This is a genomic window from Arthrobacter bambusae (genome assembly GCF_022606295.1).
Classification (GTDB): domain Bacteria; phylum Actinomycetota; class Actinomycetes; order Actinomycetales; family Micrococcaceae; genus Arthrobacter; species Arthrobacter bambusae_A.
The window spans coordinates 57,049-77,389 of the sequence record NZ_JAHHZS010000004.1 but is presented as its reverse complement, the minus strand read 5'-3'; the positions used below and the strand labels follow the sequence as shown (position 1 = coordinate 77,389).

Genomic DNA, 20,341 nt, shown 5'->3' with positions numbered 1-20,341 from the left:
AAACCCCTGTTTCTCATGGACTGCGCGTTGGTGCTGTCGGTAAGCAGCGCGCCCGCGGACCCGTCTGTGGATAAGTTGTGGAAATCTCGGGGAAACCAAAATTGTCGGTGCCTTGAGGGACAGTTTGGACCAGCCGGCATCAACGGCGCGGTCGGAGCAACCCATACCGGGGCATTGGCCTACCGCACCGCCGGAAACAGTTATCTGCCGCGGTACAAATGGAGGACGGCTTTGTCAGTTACGCACTTGGATTCGATCGAGGGCGGCCGGACATCGGACGCCAGCCGCAAACCTCCCCAGGACATTCCCGCTGAACAATCGGTTCTCGGCGGCATGATGCTGTCCAAGGACGCCATTGCCGACGTCGTGGAGATTGTCCGCGGCCACGACTTCTACCGTCCGGCCCACGAAACGATCTACGAGTCCATCATCGATCTCTACGGCCGCGGCGAACCCGCCGACGCCGTCACAGTGTCCGATGAGCTGACCAAACGCGGCGAGATCAACAGGATCGGCGGCCCCGCCTACCTGCACGAGCTCATCCAGACCGTGCCTACGGCGGCCAACGCCGGCTACTACGCAGAAATCGTGGCTGAGCGCGCTGTCCTGCGCAGGCTCGTCAACGCCGGCACCAAGATCGTCCAGATGGGCTACGGCCAGGACGGAGAGGTGGAAGACCTCGTCAACCAGGCCCAGGCCGAGATCTACGCCGTGGCTGAACGCCGTACTGCGGAAGACTACGTGGCGCTCAAGGACGTCATGGAATCCACCGTTGACGAGATCGAGGCATCCGGCCACCGCGGAGAAGGCATGACGGGCGTCCCCACCGGGTTCTACGAACTCGATGAGCTCACGCACGGTCTGCACCCGGGCCAGATGATCGTCATCGCCGCGCGCCCCGCCGTCGGTAAGTCCACGTTCGCGCTTGACTTCGCCCGTTCCGCCGCGATCAAGAACAACCTCGCCACCGTGATGTTCTCCCTGGAAATGGGACGCAACGAAATCGCGATGCGCCTGCTGTCCGCGGAAGCCACCATTGGCCTCCAGGACCTGCGCAAGGGCACCATCAAGGACGAACAGTGGTCCAAGATCGCCACCACCATGGGACGCATGAACGACGCCCCTCTGTTCATCGATGACAGCCCCAATATGTCCCTCATGGAAATCAGGGCCAAGTGCCGCCGCCTGAAGCAGCAGCACGACCTCAAACTGGTGATCCTTGACTACCTCCAGCTCATGAGTTCCGGCAAGAAGGTGGAATCCCGTCAGCAGGAAGTCTCCGAATTCTCGCGTGCGCTCAAGCTGTTGGCCAAGGAGCTCCAGGTTCCGGTCATCGCGCTCTCGCAGCTCAACCGTGGGTCCGAACAGCGCCAGGACAAGCGGCCCATGGTCTCGGACCTGCGTGAATCGGGCTCCATCGAGCAGGACGCGGACATGGTCATCCTGTTACACCGCGAAGACGTCTACGACAAAGAGTCTCCCCGTGCCGGCGAGGCCGACATCCTCATCGCCAAGCACCGTAACGGTCCCACCAAGGACATCGTGGTTGCGTTCCAGGGCCACTACTCCCGCTTCGCCAACATGGCCGGCGAGACTGGCGGCGGGTTCTAGCTCCGCTCGAGTCCTAGTCGAAGTGTTGTGTCGCAGGCGTTCATGAGGGCCTCATCGTGGGTGGCAATAACGACAGCGGCGCCGCGGGCGGCCTCTTGCTGGAGGAAGCCTGTGACGAGGTTCCGGTTATCCAAGTCGAGGGACGCGGTGGGCTCGTCGGCGAAAATGATGTCGGCGGAGCGGAACATCGCCCGGGCCAGGCCGACGCGTTGCTTTTCGCCGCCGCTGAGGGTTGATACTTTCTCCTTGCCGCGGCCGGTGAGCCCTACTCGTTCGAGCGCCTCCCCGACGGCGGCTTTCTGGCGCCGCTGAAGTCCGAGGAGTGAAAGATGTGAGAGGGCGACGTTGTATTCGACTGATTCTTCGTCAATGAGCCCGTAATCCTGGAAGACGAACGCAGCGTGTTGCTGCCAAAAGCGGCGCCTGCGCCGGTCATCCCATTTGGTGGCGTCTTGCCCACCGACGGTTACGCGGCCACCATCGACGCGGAGGAGTTGGCCGAGAACGTTGAGAAGGGTGGTCTTTCCGGACCCGCTAGGCCCGATCAGCGCCAGAGTCTTTCCAGGCAGGCCGTGGGCGCTTTGTCCGTCCAAGACCTTTTTTCCTTCGATGGTGACGGTGACATTGTCTGCTTTGATGTCCATGAGAACCTTTCGAATGGTCGTGGTGGCGGTCAGGCTGCCCGGGAAAGGAGCCGTCTGAACACTCCTCGTGCCGAGCTGATATGCATGGTGAGACTGATGAGCACATAGAGCGGGACGGCGATCAAGGCCCACCAAACGTCCGGACGGGCGCCGGCGCCGAGGGTGAAGTACATGGCGACTGCCAGCACCAGGGCCAGCGCGCCCTCCCACGCCAGGCGGCGGGTGAGGGATTTGAGCCACGTCCAGCCTGAAGTGCGTTGCACGAAGATGCGCCGGGCTTTGGAGAGGGCGTAGACGAGGGCCGAAACCGCAGTGCTCATGGTGAGTGCGAGGAGGACCAGGGTGAAGGATAGTGTCTTCATGCCCGCGGACTGGTTTTGGAGCTGGCTGTTGTAGAGGGCGGCGTCCGAAATGCGGTCCACCGAGAGAACCACGCTCCCCAGGGAATGTCCGGCGAGGTAGTCACGGACCCAGCCTGCGTCGTTGAAGGTGAGATTCGCCGTGGTAAGGAAGCCGCCGATGGTGCTGTTGTTGAAAGTCTTGGCGGGGTCGGCCACGACGATGACGAGAGGGTTCCGGAAATGGGTCATCTCGCCAAGAACGGGCGCAAGTGCAGGGAATTCTTGCTGCCCCGTGTATCGGTAGATTTGGAGCGACTGGTCCAGCCCGTTGAGGTTGTCGCCGGCTCGATTCCACAGTGGGAACTGTCTGGTCAGATAGTCCTTGAGGGTTGCCGGGAGTTCATCGAAGGAAACCTTCGTACCTTGCGCCCCGAGCGGGTCGCCCGTGGAAGGATCAGAAGCGATGAGCGGCGAGATCGCCTTGAGGTAGTTGGGATTTGCGATGACCACTCCGTCGTAGCCGCCGAGGTCGGCCGACCCGGTCTCGTCCTGTCTGACAAGGTATTCGGGCTTGATGGCGTAGGAAAGGGTCAGCTTGCCGGTGCTGGAAGCGGCGTCGGCAAGGTTGTGCAGTTCTGCTTGCCGGCTCTGAAACTCGGCATCCGAACGGACGCCTACGCGCAGTGAGACCTGGTCTTTCAAGACCTCCCACTGGGCGCCTTGGTTTGAAAGGTTCGTCGCCTCGGCGATGGATGCTCCGACGACGGGCAGCGTCACAGTCACCAAGACAAGGGTCGCTGCCTTGAGTAGTTCGCTGATCCGCTGGAAATGTCTCTCGGGAGGCTGGCGCGAAGCGATACCGTCCACGGACGGCCACGTCAACGCACTCACCAGCAGCGCACACAGGACCATCATGGCCAGGGCGCAGCTTAGGAACGCGGCGCTAGTGAGCGTGAAGGAGGTCAGATAGGAGGCCTTGCCTTGGGCAGTAAGGACGACAAGGGCTACAAGGACGCCGACGACCGCGGGAATCGCCACGACCCGGAACAGGGAGAGGAGGTCCTCGAGGACGATCTTGCTGGCGGGGGTACCGCATAAGACCTTCAGTGTGCGTGCCTTGGCACGCAGGACGTACCACGCGATCACCAGGGTAATGAGGAGGACCAGACACGTCAGGAAGGTCAGCCAAGCGCCCGTGCCCAACAGTGCCTGTTGGAGGACACCGACGGTGTCCTTTGCGGAAATGTTGCGCTTCACAAGGTGGGTGTCCAGCCATTGCGTCAGATGCAGCGTCGCGCTCTCGGACCCCGAGTAGACGTAGGGGCCGCTCAGGGAGGCGGTACCGAGTTCATGCGCGGACCGTAGCTGACCATGCATGCCGGGTTTGAACCATTCAAGCTCCTGCGCGGTCAGCGGCGCTTCCTTGCCGAAGGCGTACAGCGATCGTGAATTGAAGAAGTCCTCAGGATCTGCAACGACTTTGGCCAGGTGAAGACCTGTTGCGTCCGCCAGTGAATCCAACTCGGAAATGACGTGGGCTTTGGGCATTTGCACTTGGGAGAAATCAAGGCTCGCCGTAAATTCGGAACCTCGGGGGAATGCTTCCTCGGCTGTCGATATATAGATTCCTGCCAACACCGACAAGAACACGGCTATGCCCAATGAGGTAATTCGTACAAGTAACTTTAACATTTAGGACGGGTCCTCAAAATGGTGGGGAATCCGCCCGGCGGGACGTGGAAGGTCCGCCGGGCGGCCATTAGCCAGGCAGGAATACCTTCCGGTTAGCAGACCCGGTAGTACCAGGAGTTGTGTGTCCAGATGTTTCCGGAGTGCCAAGCGTTCGCCCAGTAACCGCCAGCGGTATTAATACTGCTGTTGTAGCCCCAGTCGTTCCGAACCGATGAGCCATGGCACCGACTTCCGTGCATGTAATCGGAATAGATACCGGTGTTGTAGCCGTAGTTCCACGTGCCGCCTTCGGCGGGATACTGGGTGCCAGCGACCGCAGCTCCTGCCACGGAACACAGCGCACCCGTGAGCGCGATACCTGCCAACGTCTTCTTCAGATTCATACAAATTCCCCCGAATTTATTAATGCGAATGCGAGATGGGGGGAATGTCAACGTTCAGATATATCCCCCACAAAGAAAGCTATCAGGATACTCCCAGCATTCAACCCAAGATCAGTAACGACTCGGTAACAACAATTACTAAGTTTTAAACAGCAAGATTACTATTGCCGAAAGCAATCAATTACTGCGAAGTAAAGGCGTAAAGAATGCGGAGCATGTTCCTGCCTTCACACTCAGGCGTCTCAGCATCGAGCAGGGTAGGCGCCGAAGGTCCAATAAGCTCGACGCCCATGCTGGATGCATCCTGCGACACGGGAAGTACCTCCTCTACTGGACAGCCACAATCGGACAGTGCAACAAAGAGCGGCCGCTGGTCATCAGCGCATATCTTCCAGCACGTTTGTGACCCTCATTCCAACCGATCAATGTCGAGATGGGATCACTTCGACGCCTCGCCCAAGCCCAAGGTCTGACGGGTTCCCGCCCAGGGGCCTCCCGCTCGCACCGCGGATCGCCTACGTCACCGGTCGGGGCTACAAGGGGCACGAGGACCGCTGTCCTCCATACTTGGCGGCCATTCGGCAGGCCCGGGTTGAGTCTCCGGATCGTGATCGCTGACGACGACCCACGGCTTGCCGCCGGGGGTGCCGCGACGGCATTGCTGGAGGGTGCCGACCTGCCTAGCGCAGTGTTTGCGCGCAGCGACGAGCTGGCCCATGGCGTGCGCGAAGCCGCGCGGCCTAGGACGTCGCGGCGCCAGACCCTCGCGGAACGCCTACCCGCCGTTGAGCAAATGATCGGGCATCCGGTTTCCGGGAGCCCGTCCTCGGATCTCCAGGAGTTCGCGGGCGTGGGCGTGAAGGCGCCTGTCCTCGTCGGTTTCCGGCACCCAGGGTGGGATCGGTACGGACGTGCCGGTTTCATCCCTGGCCACCATGACCGTGAGGCAGTACGTGGTCAGGTTCATCTCACGGCTCTTCGGGTTTCCGGAGCGCACGTGCACAGCGATATGCATGCCTTTGTAGCCTGTGTAGACGAGACGGGCTTCTACTTCCACCACGTCGCCGATCAAGAGCGGCCGGTAGAAGCGCACGCCCCCGGAGAACACCGCCACGGTGTCCTTGCCGCAATACCGTGAAGCGCAGACGTAAGCGGCCTCGTCGATCCACTTCATGACAATGCCGCCGTGGACCTTTCCGCCCCAGTTCACATCGGTGGGGGCCGCCATGAAGCGGAGAACAACGCGCTCGGCAGTGCCGGCGTCCGTATATTCCTGCGCGTTCATGGCTTCGACGATTTTCTCCCGCACGGCGATCCGCGCGAGGGCGTTGTCGCGCTGCTCGACTTCCTCCGGCGTCGAGGGCTCGAACTGGGGGACTGAAACCGGGCGGCCGTCGGGACCAACCGCAACGAAGATCACCAGGCACTGGCTGCGCATCGTGGCTGGGCCGCCCTTGGGGTCGCCCGAGGACACGGTGGTCCGGATATGCATGGAAGAGCGGCCCGTATAGACGATGGTCGCTTCGACCTCGACCATGTCTCCGCTGTTGACCGGGTCGGCGAAATGGATGTTGCCCACGTATGCGGTGACGCAATAGGACTTCGCCCAGCCAACAGCTGCCGCGTAGGCGGCCTTGTCCACCCACTCAAGGACTGTGCCAGCGTCGACGGACCCGCTGTGTCCGACGTCGGTGGGAGAAGCAAGGAACCGCAGCGTGACGGAGTGGGAGGGAAGCTCGCTCATGACGAGAGTGTATCGACGGCGCGGATCCCGGCGCGTTGTATGACGGTGCGGACCCGGGTCGGCAGTGTCGGCGCCCCCCGCTAGTCTGGGAAAGTGCCCCAAACAGTGACCCGTCCCACCGCGCCCTCCACTGCCCGCGAGATCCTGCGCCTTGCTGTCCCTGCCTTCGGGGCGCTCATCGCCGAACCCCTCTTCCTCTTGGCCGACTCCGCCATTGTGGGTCACCTTGGAGTGCCTCAACTCGCCGGCGTCGGACTGGCCTCCACCCTGCTGTACACGGCGGTCGGACTTATGGTCTTTCTGGCATATTCAACGACTCCAGCGGTGGCGCGGGCCATCGGGGACGGAAAACTCGCCAAAGCACTGGCCGCAGGCCGCGACGGCGCTTGGCTGGCCTTGCTGCTGGGTGCAGTTCTGGCGGTGGCGGGCTTCCTCGCGGCTGAGCCGCTGGTGGGGCTGCTTGGCGCCAGTGGTGAGGTGCGGACATATGCGGTGGACTATTTGCGCTGGTCCATGCCGGGACTCGTCGCCATGCTCCTGATCTTCGCCGGCACCGGAGTGCTCCGCGGACTGCAGGACACCCGCACCCCCTTGGTCGTCGCGACAGTGGGATTCGCCGCGAATATTGGCCTGAACTGGATCCTCGTCTACGGGCTGCACTTGTCAGTGGCTGGGTCGGCCATCGGAACCAGCATCGCGCAATGGGCCATGGCTGCCGTCTATTTGGTGATGGTGGGACGGAATGCCCGGCGTCACGGCGTTTCGCTGCGCCCTGATTGGCGCGGAATCCGCACGATGACCACCGTGGGTTCATGGCTCATGCTCCGCACACTCAGCCTGCGCCTGGCTATCTTGGCCACGGTCCTGGTGGTCACCTCCCAAGGGTCCGTCAACCTCGCCGCGCACCAGCTCGCCATGACGATCTTCTCCTTCCTTGCCTTCGCCCTGGATGCCTTGGCGATTGCTGCGCAGGCCCTTATCGGCAAGGAACTCGGTGCCTCCCGCCCGGCGAGGGCGCGCGAACTCACCCGCACCATGATCCGCTGGGGTGCGGGCTTCGGCGTCGTGACCGGTGTGCTCCTCGCGCTGGCTGCGCCGTGGGCGGGATTCCTCTTCACCTCCGACGCCGGCGTCCAGTCCGCGCTCACCGCGGCGCTGTGGGTGCTCGCCGTCGGGCAGCCCCTCGCTGGTTACGTCTTCGTTCTGGACGGCGTCCTGATCGGTGCGGGCGATGCCCGCTACTTGGCGATTGCCGGCGTCGTGAACCTCGCGGTCTATCTGCCGCTTTTGGCGGCAGTCCACGCGACAAGGCCCGACGGCGCGGCGGGGCTCGTGTGGCTCTGGGTGGCGTTCGCGCTGGGCTACATGGCGGCCCGCGGGGTCACCTTGGGGCTGCGGTCCCGGTCTGACAAATGGATGGTCCTCGGTTCGCACTAAACTGGACTGGTGACTCTCCCCACCTCTTCAGCGACTTCATCCACGCCCATGGCAACCGGACTCTGGAAGCCCGTACTTCTCCGCGCCGGTGTTGCGCTGGTGTTTGGAGCCGTGACTGTCTTCTGGGGCTCGCCGTCCGTGCACGTTCTGGCCTGGGCTACCGGGCTCTATCTGCTCGCAACCGGGGGCGCGGCATTCCTGGCCGCGAGCATTCCGGCAGCGGCGGCCGTCCTCGTTGGCCTGGCAGGGGTAGGTGCCTTGATGACGCAGTCCGATACGGGCGTTGGTGTTTCAGCGCTCGTGGGATTGCTGGTGCTCGGGGCGTTCGAACTGGCCAAGGGATTCCGGCGGCGCGGACGCCACGTGCTCGCGCGCGACTGGATCATTTCCGGCGTGGTGGGCATCGGCACTGCTGTGGGCTTGCCGTTCTTCATCAGCTTGGGAGCCCACGCGCTTCTCGGCGTCGCCGGCGGCGGCGCCATCATCTCGGGAGTCTTGTGGGTGCTGTCCGGGTTGAGCCTGCGGCACGATGGGCAAACCCCCTCCGCCGAGGCCGTAAACTAGTAGTCGTACGTTCTACCCTGCGTAGAACTCTCAAGGCGCGTATGGCGCCAGCACCCACATTGGAGGAATGACCTTGGCTGACCAGAAACCAGGAGAGCCGCGCAAGATGCGGACCTCGGTTAAGGGACCGCTGATGTTCTCCGCGTTTTGGGGTGTCTTGGTCTTTTTCGCCGTGCTGATCTTCGCCTCCGGCGGCAGTGCCCGCACTCCGCGCTTTGACCTCGCCTTTACCGGTGGCGGCATCGCCTTCATTGTGAGCCTCGTCCTCGCCGCCATGCTTTCCATGAGCTACAAGGAAAACGCCGAGCACCTCGGCAAGGGCTCGGGCGTCAACCTAAGTTCCAGGAAGCCGGGCCAGAGTCACGGATCCGCGGCCCCCCATGCGGGCAGCGAAACGGAAACCCCCGACGCCAACTAGGCCGTCTTACTCCCCTCACTCCGTCCCCGATGCCTTTCGGGCCCGGTAGGCGGCCACGTGCGTCCGGTTGGCGCAGTTGCCGGTATCGCAATAGAGCTTGGATCGGTTGCGGCTCAAGTCCAACACGACGGCGTCGCAATCGTCTGCCGCGCACACCCGCAGGCGGTCCATTTCCTTGCTGCGGATGACGTCCACGAGCGCCATGGCGGCTTCGGTGCCCATGCGCTCCGCGAGGGGCGCCTCGGGGGTAGTGGCGTGCAAATGCCAATCCCAATGATCGTGCTTGACCAATTGGGGGAGGGCCCGCGCATCGATGAGGAGCTGGTTGACGGTCTCCACGGCCGCGTCTTCATCGGCCGTCCACAAGGAAGCCAGCTGGCTCCGGAGTCGCTTCACGCTGGCTAATTCGGCCTCGTTTCCTTCCCTGGCGCCAGTGAATTCTTCCGCGTCGAGGAAGGCATGGAGCTCGGCGACACCCGGGAGGGATTCGGTGCCGTTGGCAGCCGTGTTGATCAAATTGACCACACTTCGAAGCGCCACTTCAGTGTCAGGTGCAAAAAGCACTTTGACTCCTTACATCTCTCGGAGGTAGTGTCAGCAGCGTAACCCATTTTACTCCTGACAGGAGGCTGCTGTGTCAGCTGCAACAAACCGGGCTGGTGCTGCGGGCTTCATGGCGTCGGGCCTGGGGCTCGCGCTCTTTTCTTCAGCGGTCTTCGGCTTGTCAGGCTCGTTCGCCAAGTCCCTCCTGGAAACGGGGTGGACCCCCGGTGCGGCAGTTGCCATCCGATTGAGCGGCGCTTCGCTCATCTTGGTGATCCCGGCCGTCGTCGCCCTCCGGGGCCGTTGGCACCAACTCAAGGACAACTGGCTCACCATCCTGTTGTTCGGCGTCATCGGTGTTGCGGGGTGCCAGCTTTTCTACTTCAACGCGGTGTCCAGGCTGTCCGTGGGCGTCGCCCTCCTGCTCGAATACCTCGCGCCAACCATGATCGTCCTGTGGCTGTGGGCCGCGAGCCGACGCCGACCCCGGGCCCTCACGGCCATTGGAACGCTGCTGTCCCTCGGCGGACTCGTCCTGGTGCTTGATCTCACCGGTTCCGTGAAGGTGGACTTCGTCGGCGTCTTGTGGGGCATGGCCGCGGCCGTCTGCCTGGTCATCTATTTCTTCATCACGGCCAAGCAGAACGACACATTGCCGCCCATTGTCCTGGCTTCCGGCGGTCTCATGGCCGGTTCAATCCTCATTTGGATTGCCGGCGCAACCGGTCTGGTGTCCATGAATTTCGCTACCGCGGACACGCAGCTCGGGCCGTGGACCACGCCATGGTGGGTCTCGATCGCCGGCCTTGTCATCCTGTCCACCGTGCTGTCCTACGTCACGGGGATCATGGCAGCACGAAGCCTCGGTTCCAAAGTGGCATCCTTTGTCTCGCTCACCGAAGTGCTGTTCGCCGTGGTGTGGGCCTGGCTTTTGCTGGCCGAATTGCCGGGAGCCATCCAGCTCGTGGGCGGGGCGCTCATCGTGTGCGGAGTGGTGTTGGTTCGAATCGACGAGCTACGTGCGGACAAGCGCGATGCCGTGGAGTCCGGTACATTCCACGCGGCCCTGGAGCTTGACCACGCAAACGACGTCGAGCCGGTTCCATCCGAGCGGGTCCTCTAAAACCGAGCCTTGAGGGAGGGCCAGGGCCTAGCATGTTGATATGTGCCGGAATATCCACACCCTCCACAATTTCGAGCCACGAGCCACCTCAGCGGAGGTGGAAGCTGCAGCACTGCAATACGTGCGCAAGATCAGTGGCACGACGAAGCCGTCGAAGGCCAACGAGGAGGCCTTCGCCGAGGCCGTCCATGAGATCGCGCATATCACCCAGCATCTGCTCGATTCCCTCGTGACCCACGCGCCCGCTCGCAACCGCGACGAGGAGGCGGCCAATGCCCGGGCCCGCGCGGCTGTTCGTTTCGGAACGGCCTGACTTTCCCCAACTGGCTGGGCCAGCTTCCCCCAACTGACTGGCAGTTGTTGCCGTTTTGACGCCGCATAACGACAACAACTGCGAGTTAGTTGGGTGGGCCGTGAGTTGGGTGGGCAGGGGCTACTTTGCGAACGAGCGCAACCGGAGCGAATTAGCGACCACCAGGACCGAGCTCGCAGCCATGGCCGCACCGGCGATCATCGGGTTGAGCAAGCCAAAGGCAGCAACAGGGATGCCTATGGCGTTGTAGAAGAACGCCCAGAACAGGTTCGTCTTGATGGTGGTGAGCGTCTTCCGGGACAGCTCGATGGCTTGCACCAGCTGCCCGAGGTCACTGCCCATCACGGTCAGATCCGAGGCCTCGATGGCGACGTCCGTGCCCGACCCCATCGCGATGCCCAGGTCGGCCTGTGCCAGGGCTGCGGCGTCGTTGACCCCGTCCCCCGCCATGGCCACAGTGGACCCCTGGGACTGAAGCTTCCGGACTGCGTCCACTTTGCCTTCCGGCAGGACCCCCGCGAACACGTCTTCCGGGGCGATCCCGACGGCGGTGGCCACTTGGGCGGCGACGGCGGCGTTGTCTCCGGTCAGCAGCAGGGGACGGATCCCGAGTTCCTTGAGCTTCGCTATGGCCGCTGCCGAACCGGGTTTGACGGTGTCCCTGAGGGTCACGATCCCAGCGGGCTTTCCGTCCACAGCCACCCAGATGGCGGTAGCGCCACCGGCTTCCTCAGTTGCCAGTGCCTCGCGCTGTGCGTCGTCAGGGAAAATTCCGTTGAGTTCCAGCCAGCCGGTCCTGCCTGCCACGACCGTTCGTTCGGCGCCCTTTCCGGCTCCGTTCAGCGCGACCATTCCCCGGACTCCGCCGCCCGGGGCGGAACTGAAGTCCTTCACAGCGGGGAGCGGACCGGCGTCGGGCATTGCGGACTTGGCGGCAGCAGCAATGGCGTGGGCGATGGGGTGCTCCGACGCTGCCTCGACGGCGCCGGCGAGAGACAGGACATCGGCGGGGGAGTGGCCGTTCAAGGCCAGGGTGTGTCCAACGGCCAGCTTGCCGCTCGTGACGGTACCGGTCTTGTCCAACAGGATGGCATCCACCGTGCGCGTATCTTCAAGCACCTGGGGCCCCTTGATCAGGATGCCGAGCTGAGCGCCCCGGCCGGTCCCGGTCAGGAGCCCAACCGGCGTCGCGAGCCCAAGCGCGCACGGGCACGCAATCACGAGCACTGCCACAGCAGCGGTGAACGAGGTATTGAGGTCCCTGCTCAGGACGAGCCAGACTGCGAAAGTAACCACGGCGATGACCAATACGACCGGCACGAAGACGGCGCTGATGCGATCGGCGAGGCGTGCGATCGGGGCCTTGCCCGTCTGCGCCTGGCTGACCAACCGCCCCATCTGGGCGAGCGTCGTGTCGGAACCGACGCGGGTTGCCCGGACCAGCAGACGGCCCGAAGCATTGATGGTGGCGCCCGTGACCTGGCTTCCCGGGCCGACCTCCACGGGCACCGATTCACCGGTGACCAATGAGGCATCGACGGCCGACGAACCACTCGTCACCAAGCCGTCCGTGGCGATCTTCTCTCCGGGGCGGACCACGAAGATGTCCCCTGCTACGAGTTCCTCGGCCGGGATCTGGTGCTCGACGCCGTCGCGCACCACCGTTGCGTCCTTGGCTCCCAGGTTCAGCAGCGCCTTGAGGGCATCGCCGGCCTTCGCTTTGGCATTGGCCTCCAGAAAGCGGCCCAGGAGCAGGAACGTGGTGACCACGGCCGCAACTTCGAAGTACAGTCCGCCGCCCATGCCCCCCGTGGACTCCATGCCGGGGTGTTCAGTCATCATGGGGTTCGCGAAGAGCTGCCACGCAGAGTAGAGGTACGCGGCAAGGACACCAATGGAGACGAGCGTGTCCATGGTCGAGGCGAAATGGCGTGCGTTGATGGCGGCGGCGCGGTGGAAGGGCCACGCCGCCCACGTCACCACGGGAAGGGCCAGCAACGCGGCGACCCAACCCCAGTGCGGGAACTGCAAAGCTGGAATCATCGAGATGGCGAAGACTGGGACCGTCAATATGGCCGCGGCGATCAGCCGGGGACGCAATTTCGACGCTGCGGGTCCGTGGTGCATGTGGTCGTCGTGGGTGCCCGCATTGTGGTCGCCGGCCGCGGCGGCACCGGCGCCATGCTCTGCATGCTCGCTCGTGCCTCGCTTAGACGCATGCTGCCGCATACCACCGGCACCGTCGCTGTGGTCATGTTCCGTTGCACCGTTGTCACCGGCGCTGCCTTCAGCGCTGGCCGGGCTGGGCTTCGATGCGCGGATTCTGGCTTTGTAGCCCGTTGCGTTGACGGTGTCCACGATTTGTTGGTCCGTGACGTTGTCCGGGACGGTGACGTGGGCTGATTCGAGGGGGAGATTGACTGAAGCTTCCACGCCGTCGAGCTTGCCCAGCTTCCGCTCCACGCGGGCCACGCAGGATGCGCATGTCATCCCCTCGATGTCGAGCTCGATGATTCGCGTCCCCGTTTGGTGGAGGATATCGTGATTGCTCACATTGGCCCCTAGGCCTCGTTGGCGACTACCAGGTAGCCGGCTTCCGCGACAGCTTCGCCGATTTCCGACGGCGATAGTTCCTGGGTGGAGGTGATGGTGACCGTGGAGATTCCGCCGGCATTCAGGTCGATCTCGACATTCTCCACACCCGCCAAGGACTCGATTTCCTCGCTGACGGCTGAAACGCAGTGCCCGCAGGTCATGCCGGAAACGCTGACGTTCGTCTGGATGGTGGCGGTGTGGCCCATGGAGTGCTCCTTGGTCGTGATGTGAATTGTGTGGTGGGTGCTTGCGGGATTACCGCAGCAGGCGCCCTATTGCGTCGGCTGCTTCCTTGACCTTGATGTCGATTTGCTCGGCGCGCACGACGGGATCCGACTCGGAGGCAGCTCCGACAACGCAATGCCCGATATGTTCCTCCACGAGCCCAAGGCTCACGGCATGCAATGCCTTAGTGACTGCAGCGACTTGGGTGAGGATGTCGATGCAGTATTTGTCCTCTTCCACCATGCGCGCAATGCCGCGCACCTGGCCCTCGATCCGCTTAAGGCGTCGCAGGTATGCGTCCTTGTTGGGAGAGTAGCCGTGCTGGCCATTGTTCAAGTCAACCGGGTTGTTCAGGTCCACCGGATTCGCATCGATCGTGCTCATGGTGCAAATTTATACCCCCTAGGGGTATAAATCAAGTACCCCCTGGGGGTATAGGCGGGAACCGGCCGCCGCTACCCCCAGCTCGCCCAGTCCTCCGGGCTCAGCGAGGGGCGACCGATCAGATAGCCCTGGGCTGCGGTCATTCCGAGTTCGGTTACCGCGGCCAGCTCTGCCTCGGTTTCGATTCCTTCCGCCACCAAGGCGGCTCCGATTTCGGAGGAAAACCCGACCATCGCAGCGCCCAGGGCCCGCTGTGCCGGATCGGTGTCGATGCCGGCGATGATCTCGCGATCGAGCTTAATGAGGTCTGGTTTGAGCTGCAGGATGTGGCGCATCGAAGCGAAGCCGGCACCGGCGTCGTCGACGGCGATTCTCAGGCCCGCGCGCCGCAACGGTGCCAGTGCGTCCGCGAGCGGTCCGTAGTTGCCGACCTCATGGCGTTCCGTGACCTCCAGCACGATGCGCCGCGGGGGGACGGCCGACTCCACAATCGCAGCTGCCAAACGTGGGTCAAGGCATGCGCGCGGCGAGAGATTTGCCGCGACGTACAGCCCTGGCGGGAGCGACGCACCGGTAGTGAGTGCGGTCCGGAGTGCGAGGATTTCGAGTTCGACGTCCAGGCCGACCGAAGCAGCTTCAATGAACCGCACCTCCGGGGACAACTCCTGGTATCCACTGAACCTTGTCAGGGATTCGACTCCAACGACTTTGCGCGTTTCCAGGCACAGGATCGGCTGGAATGCTGTGATGACTGAACCGTCAGTGAGCAATTCCTGGATGCGGGCGCTGACTTCTGCACGCATGCGTGCTGTCTCTGGATTCAAGACACGGCAGGTGCCCTCGAAACCGCGATCCCGGCCCTCCCTGTCGCGCATTGGCCTTCCGGCAACGTCAACCAAGACGCGGCTGCCGTCCCGGTGCCGGCACACGGTGACTACCCGAGACCATGAGGAGTCACCGCTTTCCCTGGCTTTCCAGTCCAGCCGCGCATCCGCCAGATCCCAGGGGTCGATGATGCGTGTGATGTTCCTTCCCAGCAGTTCGGAAGGCTCGTATCCCGTGATGTCCTTGCACGCCGGGCTGCAGAATGTAAATCGCCCATCGGGCCCGGTGGCCCACAGCCAGTCCTGGCTCGTATGCAGCACCGTGTCCATCAAACGCGATGTCCGGAACGCTTGGGTGCGCTCCCGCTGCTGCTGCCGCATGAGACGCCATGCCGCCAACACCACCAGCGGCACAATCAACAGCGCTAGAAGGGCTGGGAATCCGGTTGATCCGTCCAGGCTGAGCCACGGTGGAAGCCCGAAAGCCAACGGCAGGCGGATAGACAAGGCGACCGCAGCTTCGATGAATACGACAACCAGAAGCCACCATCCAGTTGAGGCGGATGCCGGCGCGGTTGCTTGGCGTCCCTTGCGGGAAGACGCCCTCTTGAGCCTGGGAACGCGCATGAAGGGCATCACCCAATAGTGCCACCATGCCGTGGAATTCGCCGTAACAGGGAGCCGGTCGATCCAGAGGCGCACAACTCCGACGACGGCGCGTGGCGCCCCCCTGACGACGGCTCCCCGGAACCCGGCTTAAACAAAGAGCTCCGGAGTGCGTTATTGGGGGATACGCACTCCGGAGCGGACTTTGGAGCAGGTTCTTTGGGTTCCTGCTGACAATTAGCTTACGTGCCCCAACAGCACTCCGCTACCAATCTGAATAACTACTTTCACTTTACTTTTTCCAGCCCCGGATTCGCGCCGAAGTCCGGTGTCTGGTCGGCTCGGTGCCCCTTGTAGAGCACCCGGCGCGGGCCTAGCGTTAACATGCACAGGAAGGGGTGGTCCACGTGGAGATTTTCATGTGGTGGCTGGACATAGACCTCAAGAGCAAGGAATGGTTGCGCGAAAACCTGCGTGCCGCGGAGCTTCCGCTGGAAGTCCTGCAGCGCATTGCCGATGTCGGCGGCCCGCGCCTTGAGGAGCTGGCTGGCGGGCTGAGCGACGCCGACTGGGACTTCATCGAGACGCAGTCCGAGTTCGTGGACTGAGGCGGTTTCCTAGACCGGTTCACAAAACCGTTGCGGCTCCCGGGCGGGGATGGTTGCATGGGGTGCATGGCTACCGCAGAGAGTTATGTCTTGGCGATCGGGACCAAAAAAGGGCTGTGGCTGGCGCGCAGCACAGACCGCAAGGAATGGTCCCTTTCCGGTCCGCACTTCCTCATGAGCGAGATCCCCAGCATCGGGATTGATACGCGCGGGGACAAACCCCGGATCATGGTGGGCGTGCGCTCCGAACACTGGGGTCCCACCGTGGCCCACTCCGATGACCTGGGCGCCACGTGGACAGAGCCCGAGCAAGGGGCCATCAAATTCCCGGAGGGCACTGATGCCGCTCTGGAAAGGATCTGGCAGATCTACCCCGATTCCGCCTCGCGCCCCGGCGTCGTCTGGGCCGGTTGTGAGCCGATCTCCGTCTGGAAGTCCACCGACGGCGGCGAGCACTTCGAGTTGAACCGCGGCCTGTGGGATCACCCGCATCGCAGCGAGTGGGGAGCGGGGTACGGCGGGGCTGCAGCCCATTCGATTGTCGTCAACCCTTCCGGGGAGAACGTCCACGTCGCCATGAGTACGGGGGGCGTCTACCGGTCGCTCGACGGCGGAGCCTCCTGGGAGGCCCGCAACAAGGGGATCTCGGCTCGCTTCATGCCCGATCCGAATCCCGAGTTCGGCCAGTGCGTGCACAAGATCGCTGCGGATGCCGCCGTCGAAGGCCGGTTATATGCGCAAAACCACCACGGTGTGTACCGCACGGATGACAACGGTGAGAACTGGATCTCCATCGCGGACGGCCTCCCGGCGGATTTCGGCTTCGTCATGCTCACCCACCCGCGTCGCGAAGGCACCGCCTGGGTGATCCCGATCAAGGCCGATAGCGAGCGGATTCCGCCGGACGGCCGGCTTGCAGTGCATCGCACCGACGACGCCGGCGAGTCGTGGAAGCGCTTGGACGTGGGCCTCCCGGACCACGAATACAACGCCGTGCTCCGTGACGCAGCCGCGGTGGATTCTGCTGAACCCACCGGGGTGTACTTCGGAACGCGCGGCGGTTCGGTCTATGCCAGCGCCGACGAAGGCGAGTCCTTCATCGAAGTCGCCTCGCATCTGCCTGATGTCTTGTGCGTGCGGGCCGCGGTTGTCTCCGGCGTTGTTTCCCCGGATGTTGCGGCCGAATTCGCCGCTGCCGCCGCAGCTTCCGGTGTTCCGGCCTAGGACTGACCTTGCCCGATATCACTGTGCTGTTGCCCAGCGTTCTCCAGCCCCTCGCCGGCGGGCAGTCCTATCTGACTACGCCCGCCGACGGAGCTGTGACCGTGGAAAGCTTGCTTGATGCCGTGACCGGGAATTACCCGGTGCTGGCCCGGAGGCTCCGGGATGAAACCGGTTCGCTCCGCCGCTACGTGAATATTTACGTGAACGGCGAGGAGGTCCGGCGTCTGAAGGGTCTGGAAACTGAGGTTGCGGCCGGCCAGGAGGTCTTGATCATCCAGTCCGTGGCTGGCGGCTGAGCGGTTCGGGGCCAGGTCAGGCCACTCGCCAGACTGTGCACTCGTCGGTATTAATGGCCTTGCGCAGACCCGTCAGCTGATCCATGATCCAGACGACGCCGATGCCCGGGGCCGTTTCCTGGACGCGACCCCTGCGGATGACAACGTCATCGTAGGAGGGTCCGACGGAGAGGCGGGCTTCGATATGGTCGCCGCGGTGCAGCTGGTCAAGCGCGCGGATTCTTGTGGGGTGGGTTGATACTTCCTTCAACATGGTTGGCCTCCCTGGCTGGAGCTGCCAGCACTTGCCGGCTATTCCAGTGTGGCGGCCCAATGTTGCCGGGTGATTTCGGCCGGGTTAGCCGTGGGTAAGACTTCCGTTAGCAAAAAAATCCATTGCCCACCCCCGGCCTAAACCGTTGGGTGGGCAATGGATCCACGGGGAATCGGGGGAGGGGCTACTTCAGGCCGAGTTCCGCCGTCGGGGTCTTGAAGGATTCGCGCGCTGTCATCGCGGAGACCGCCGCGATCACGCAGATGACGCCGGTGAAGATGCTGATCTGGACCCAGCCGCCGGCCTTGGTGCCGCCCATCGCGGTGACGATGGTCGGGGCGAAGCCCGCCATGAGGAAGCCGATCTGCGTTCCGATGGCCAGGCCGGAGAAGCGGACCTTGGTGCTGAACATTTCGCCGTAAAAGGAGGGCCAGACTGCGTTTGCAGCGGCGTATCCGAGGGAGAAGTACACCACCGAGACCAGGAACATCAGGGGCACGTTTCCTGATTCGAGCGTCAAGAGGAACACGGGCGTCATGATGGCGCTGGCTACGGCGCCGTAGATGAAGACGGGCTTGCGGCCGATCCGGTCGGCCATCCTGCCGAATACCGGCTGGGTGCCGAGCGCGACGACGTTTGCCGCCACAACGAGCCACAGGGTGATGGTGCTGTTCACGTGGGCCACGTCCTTGGCGTAGGCGATGGCCAAGGTGCCGAAGACGGTGCTCACTGCGGAGATGAAGGCGCAGCAGACAACGCGCAGGACGTCGGCCCAGTGCAGCCGGAGGAGGTCGGCTACGGGAAGCTTGGCGATCTGGTTGTTCTTCTTGGCCTCGGCGAATGCCGGCGGCTCATGCAGGGTGCGGCGGATGAAGAACGCTACCAGGACCACCACGGCGCTGAGCCAGAACGGGATACGCCAGCCGATGCCGTACTTGATCTCGTCGGGGAGGGCGACGACGGGGATGAACACCAATGCTGCGAGGATCTGGCCACCCTGGGTTCCGGTGAGGGTCCAGGAAGTAAAGAAGGAACGGCGGTTGTCCGGAGCGTGTTCCAGCGTCATGGATGAGGCGCCTGCTTGTTCACCGGCGGCCGAGAGGCCCTGGCAGAGGCGTGCGAAGACCAGCAGCGCCGGCGCCCACCATCCAATGGCCTTGAAATCAGGAAGGCAGCCGATGATGAACGTGGCACCGCCCATGAGTACCAGGGTGAACATCAGCACGCGCTGGCGGCCGATGCGGTCGCCGAAGTGCCCCAGGATGATGGCTCCAACCGGCCTTGCCACGTATGCGAAGCCGAATGTCGCGAAGGACATGATGGCAGCGTTGGCGTCGGCGCTGGGGAAGAAGACATGCGGGAAAATCAATGCCGCGGCCGAACCGAAGATAAAGAAGTCGTAGTACTCGACGGCGCTACCGAGGAAGCTGGCGAGAGCGGCCTTCTTCGGCGTTCCCGCCGTGGCGGTGCCCGGCGTCGTAGACGGGATCGTGTGACTCATGGTGTTCCTTTGTGTGACGGCGATGTCGCATCTGGCTGAAATGTGCGTACCTGGAACGTCGGTGTGGGTCCGGCAGCGGCCTCACACTGTAGCCACATTGTGAGAGCTACTTGTGCGATACAGCAATGATGACTGTGAGCGCAGTCACTTGTCAAGATGTTTACTCACCATCTAGATATAGCTCTCACGATGTGGCAATCTTTAGTTATGGATGTGAAGGAAGACACAAAGACCGACATGATCGGCAAGGCCCTGGGCCTCCTCGTATTGCTGGGCAATGAGCCGAAGGGGGCCAGCGCCTCCGAGCTCGCGCGCCAGGCGGAGCTGCCGTTCAGCACTACGTACCGGCTGCTCGGATCCCTGACCCGCGATGGATTCGTCGACTATGAGGCCGACGGCCGCCGCTACCACCTGGGACTTCGGGTCTTCCAGCTCGGTCAACGGGTATCAAACCATCACGGCTTCGCCGGCACCGCGCGTCCCATCCTGCAGCGCGTGACGGAAGGGACCGGCGAAGCGACCATCCTTTCCGTGCGGGATGGCCACCACCACCTCACGGTCAACAAGGTGGACGGACCGCAGATGTTCCGGGTCACCAGCGATCCGGGGCATCTCGGAATGCTTCACACCACGGCCGTGGGCAAGGCGCTTGTTGCCTTCGCGGACGACGACGAGCGGCAGCAATTGGTGGAAGGGCTCGAGTTGGAGCCGCTGACGGAGTCCTCCATTACCGACCGCGACGCTTTCCGCTTGGAAATCGAGAAGGTCCGGCGCCAGGGCTACGCGGTCATGGACGAGGAAAACGAGGTGGGCATGCGCGCCGTCGCGGTCCCCGTCCTCAATTCCCAGGGCGTTGCCTTCGCTTCGCTTGCCACTGCAGTACCGGTTTTCCGGATGAGCGTGGAACAGCTCGTGGCAGTCGTTCCGCTCTTGAAGAGCGCGGCGTCCGAGCTCGCCGACCGCCTGCCGCAGCGATAATAGCCATCACTTTTGTTCGCGATAAGAACACTAG

Annotated in this window: 21 protein-coding genes; 10 read left to right on the top strand and 11 right to left on the bottom strand. The window is 63.2% G+C overall.

Going from position 1 to position 20,341, the window contains the following annotated elements; genetic code table 11:
• Positions 1-231: 231 nt before the first annotated feature.
• Positions 232-1,611, top strand: coding sequence for a replicative DNA helicase (gene dnaB / locus KNN17_RS04010; protein WP_184739940.1), 1,380 nt, complete (start codon positions 232-234; stop codon positions 1,609-1,611).
• Here the strand turns inward: dnaB and KNN17_RS04005 are convergent.
• The 4 genes from KNN17_RS04005 to KNN17_RS03990 form a co-directional block, all read right to left on the bottom strand.
• Positions 1,608-2,255 (bottom strand): ABC transporter ATP-binding protein, encoded by a 648-nt coding sequence (locus KNN17_RS04005; protein ID WP_241707604.1) that lies wholly within the window; start codon positions 2,253-2,255, stop codon positions 1,608-1,610. The genes dnaB and KNN17_RS04005 overlap by 4 nt on opposite strands.
• A gap of 29 nt (positions 2,256-2,284) precedes the next feature.
• Entirely contained in the window at positions 2,285-4,144 is a 1,860-nt protein-coding gene (locus KNN17_RS04000; protein WP_241707603.1) for a hypothetical protein, read from the bottom strand.
• A 236-nt stretch (positions 4,145-4,380) separates the two neighbouring features.
• Positions 4,381-4,671, bottom strand: coding sequence for a lactococcin 972 family bacteriocin (locus tag KNN17_RS03995; protein ID WP_241707602.1), 291 nt, complete (start codon positions 4,669-4,671; stop codon positions 4,381-4,383).
• Positions 4,672-5,446: 775 nt separating this feature from the next.
• Complete coding sequence (locus KNN17_RS03990) at positions 5,447-6,415, bottom strand: acyl-CoA thioesterase (RefSeq protein ID WP_241707601.1); 969 nt, start codon at positions 6,413-6,415, stop codon at positions 5,447-5,449.
• A 93-nt stretch (positions 6,416-6,508) separates the two neighbouring features.
• Here KNN17_RS03990 and KNN17_RS03985 point away from each other — a divergent pair, with 93 nt between their 5' ends.
• From KNN17_RS03985 to KNN17_RS03975, 3 genes are all read left to right on the top strand, one after another.
• Positions 6,509-7,852 carry an MATE family efflux transporter gene (locus KNN17_RS03985; protein WP_241707600.1) on the top strand — a complete coding sequence of 448 codons (1,344 nt, stop codon included), beginning with the start codon at positions 6,509-6,511 and terminating at the stop codon, positions 7,850-7,852.
• 9 nt (positions 7,853-7,861) lie between these two features.
• Positions 7,862-8,416 (top strand): hypothetical protein, encoded by a 555-nt coding sequence (locus KNN17_RS03980; RefSeq protein ID WP_372489622.1) that lies wholly within the window; start codon positions 7,862-7,864, stop codon positions 8,414-8,416.
• 67 nt (positions 8,417-8,483) lie between these two features.
• Positions 8,484-8,834: a hypothetical protein gene (locus KNN17_RS03975; protein WP_078107111.1), complete on the top strand. Its 351-nt coding sequence runs from the start codon at positions 8,484-8,486 to the stop codon at positions 8,832-8,834.
• 15 nt (positions 8,835-8,849) lie between these two features.
• Here KNN17_RS03975 and KNN17_RS03970 read toward each other — a convergent pair whose 3' ends face one another.
• Positions 8,850-9,398 carry a CGNR zinc finger domain-containing protein gene (locus KNN17_RS03970; RefSeq protein WP_078107112.1) on the bottom strand — a complete coding sequence of 183 codons (549 nt, stop codon included), beginning with the start codon at positions 9,396-9,398 and terminating at the stop codon, positions 8,850-8,852.
• A 70-nt stretch (positions 9,399-9,468) separates the two neighbouring features.
• Here KNN17_RS03970 and KNN17_RS03965 point away from each other — a divergent pair, with 70 nt between their 5' ends.
• Positions 9,469-10,500, top strand: coding sequence for an EamA family transporter (locus KNN17_RS03965; protein ID WP_078107113.1), 1,032 nt, complete (start codon positions 9,469-9,471; stop codon positions 10,498-10,500).
• 40 nt (positions 10,501-10,540) lie between these two features.
• On the top strand, positions 10,541-10,813 hold the full coding sequence (locus KNN17_RS03960; RefSeq protein ID WP_241707599.1) for a DUF2277 domain-containing protein: 273 nt from the start codon (positions 10,541-10,543) through the stop codon (positions 10,811-10,813).
• 120 nt (positions 10,814-10,933) lie between these two features.
• On the opposite strand, the gene KNN17_RS03955 is transcribed toward KNN17_RS03960, so the two are convergent.
• From KNN17_RS03955 to KNN17_RS03940, 4 genes are all read right to left on the bottom strand, one after another.
• Positions 10,934-13,366, bottom strand: a complete 2,433-nt coding sequence (locus KNN17_RS03955) for a heavy metal translocating P-type ATPase (RefSeq protein WP_241707598.1) — start codon at positions 13,364-13,366, stop codon at positions 10,934-10,936.
• Positions 13,367-13,374: 8 nt separating this feature from the next.
• Positions 13,375-13,614 carry a heavy-metal-associated domain-containing protein gene (locus KNN17_RS03950; RefSeq protein WP_059388821.1) on the bottom strand — a complete coding sequence of 80 codons (240 nt, stop codon included), beginning with the start codon at positions 13,612-13,614 and terminating at the stop codon, positions 13,375-13,377.
• 49 nt (positions 13,615-13,663) lie between these two features.
• Entirely contained in the window at positions 13,664-14,017 is a 354-nt protein-coding gene (locus KNN17_RS03945) for a metal-sensitive transcriptional regulator (RefSeq protein WP_241707597.1), read from the bottom strand.
• Between the two features lie 71 nt (positions 14,018-14,088).
• On the bottom strand, positions 14,089-15,477 hold the full coding sequence (locus KNN17_RS03940) for a sensor domain-containing phosphodiesterase (RefSeq protein WP_241707596.1): 1,389 nt from the start codon (positions 15,475-15,477) through the stop codon (positions 14,089-14,091).
• Between the two features lie 377 nt (positions 15,478-15,854).
• Between KNN17_RS03940 and KNN17_RS03935 the strand changes: the two genes are divergently transcribed.
• From KNN17_RS03935 to KNN17_RS03925, 3 genes are read left to right on the top strand one after another with little or no spacing between them, the layout of a single operon-like run.
• A complete protein-coding gene (locus tag KNN17_RS03935; protein ID WP_078107243.1) occupies positions 15,855-16,055 on the top strand; it encodes a hypothetical protein in 201 nt (66 codons plus the stop codon).
• Between the two features lie 57 nt (positions 16,056-16,112).
• Entirely contained in the window at positions 16,113-17,279 is a 1,167-nt protein-coding gene (locus KNN17_RS03930) for a WD40/YVTN/BNR-like repeat-containing protein (RefSeq protein ID WP_241707595.1), read from the top strand.
• Between the two features lie 8 nt (positions 17,280-17,287).
• On the top strand, positions 17,288-17,575 hold the full coding sequence (locus tag KNN17_RS03925) for a MoaD/ThiS family protein (protein ID WP_078107129.1): 288 nt from the start codon (positions 17,288-17,290) through the stop codon (positions 17,573-17,575).
• A 16-nt stretch (positions 17,576-17,591) separates the two neighbouring features.
• Here KNN17_RS03925 and KNN17_RS03920 read toward each other — a convergent pair whose 3' ends face one another.
• Both KNN17_RS03920 and KNN17_RS03915 read right to left on the bottom strand, forming a co-directional pair.
• Positions 17,592-17,828 carry a hypothetical protein gene (locus tag KNN17_RS03920; RefSeq protein ID WP_078107130.1) on the bottom strand — a complete coding sequence of 79 codons (237 nt, stop codon included), beginning with the start codon at positions 17,826-17,828 and terminating at the stop codon, positions 17,592-17,594.
• A gap of 184 nt (positions 17,829-18,012) precedes the next feature.
• A complete protein-coding gene (locus KNN17_RS03915; protein ID WP_078107131.1) occupies positions 18,013-19,329 on the bottom strand; it encodes an MFS transporter in 1,317 nt (438 codons plus the stop codon).
• 207 nt (positions 19,330-19,536) lie between these two features.
• Here KNN17_RS03915 and KNN17_RS03910 point away from each other — a divergent pair, with 207 nt between their 5' ends.
• Positions 19,537-20,307, top strand: a complete 771-nt coding sequence (locus tag KNN17_RS03910) for an IclR family transcriptional regulator (protein WP_241707594.1) — start codon at positions 19,537-19,539, stop codon at positions 20,305-20,307.
• The last annotated feature ends 34 nt before the right edge of the window (positions 20,308-20,341 follow it).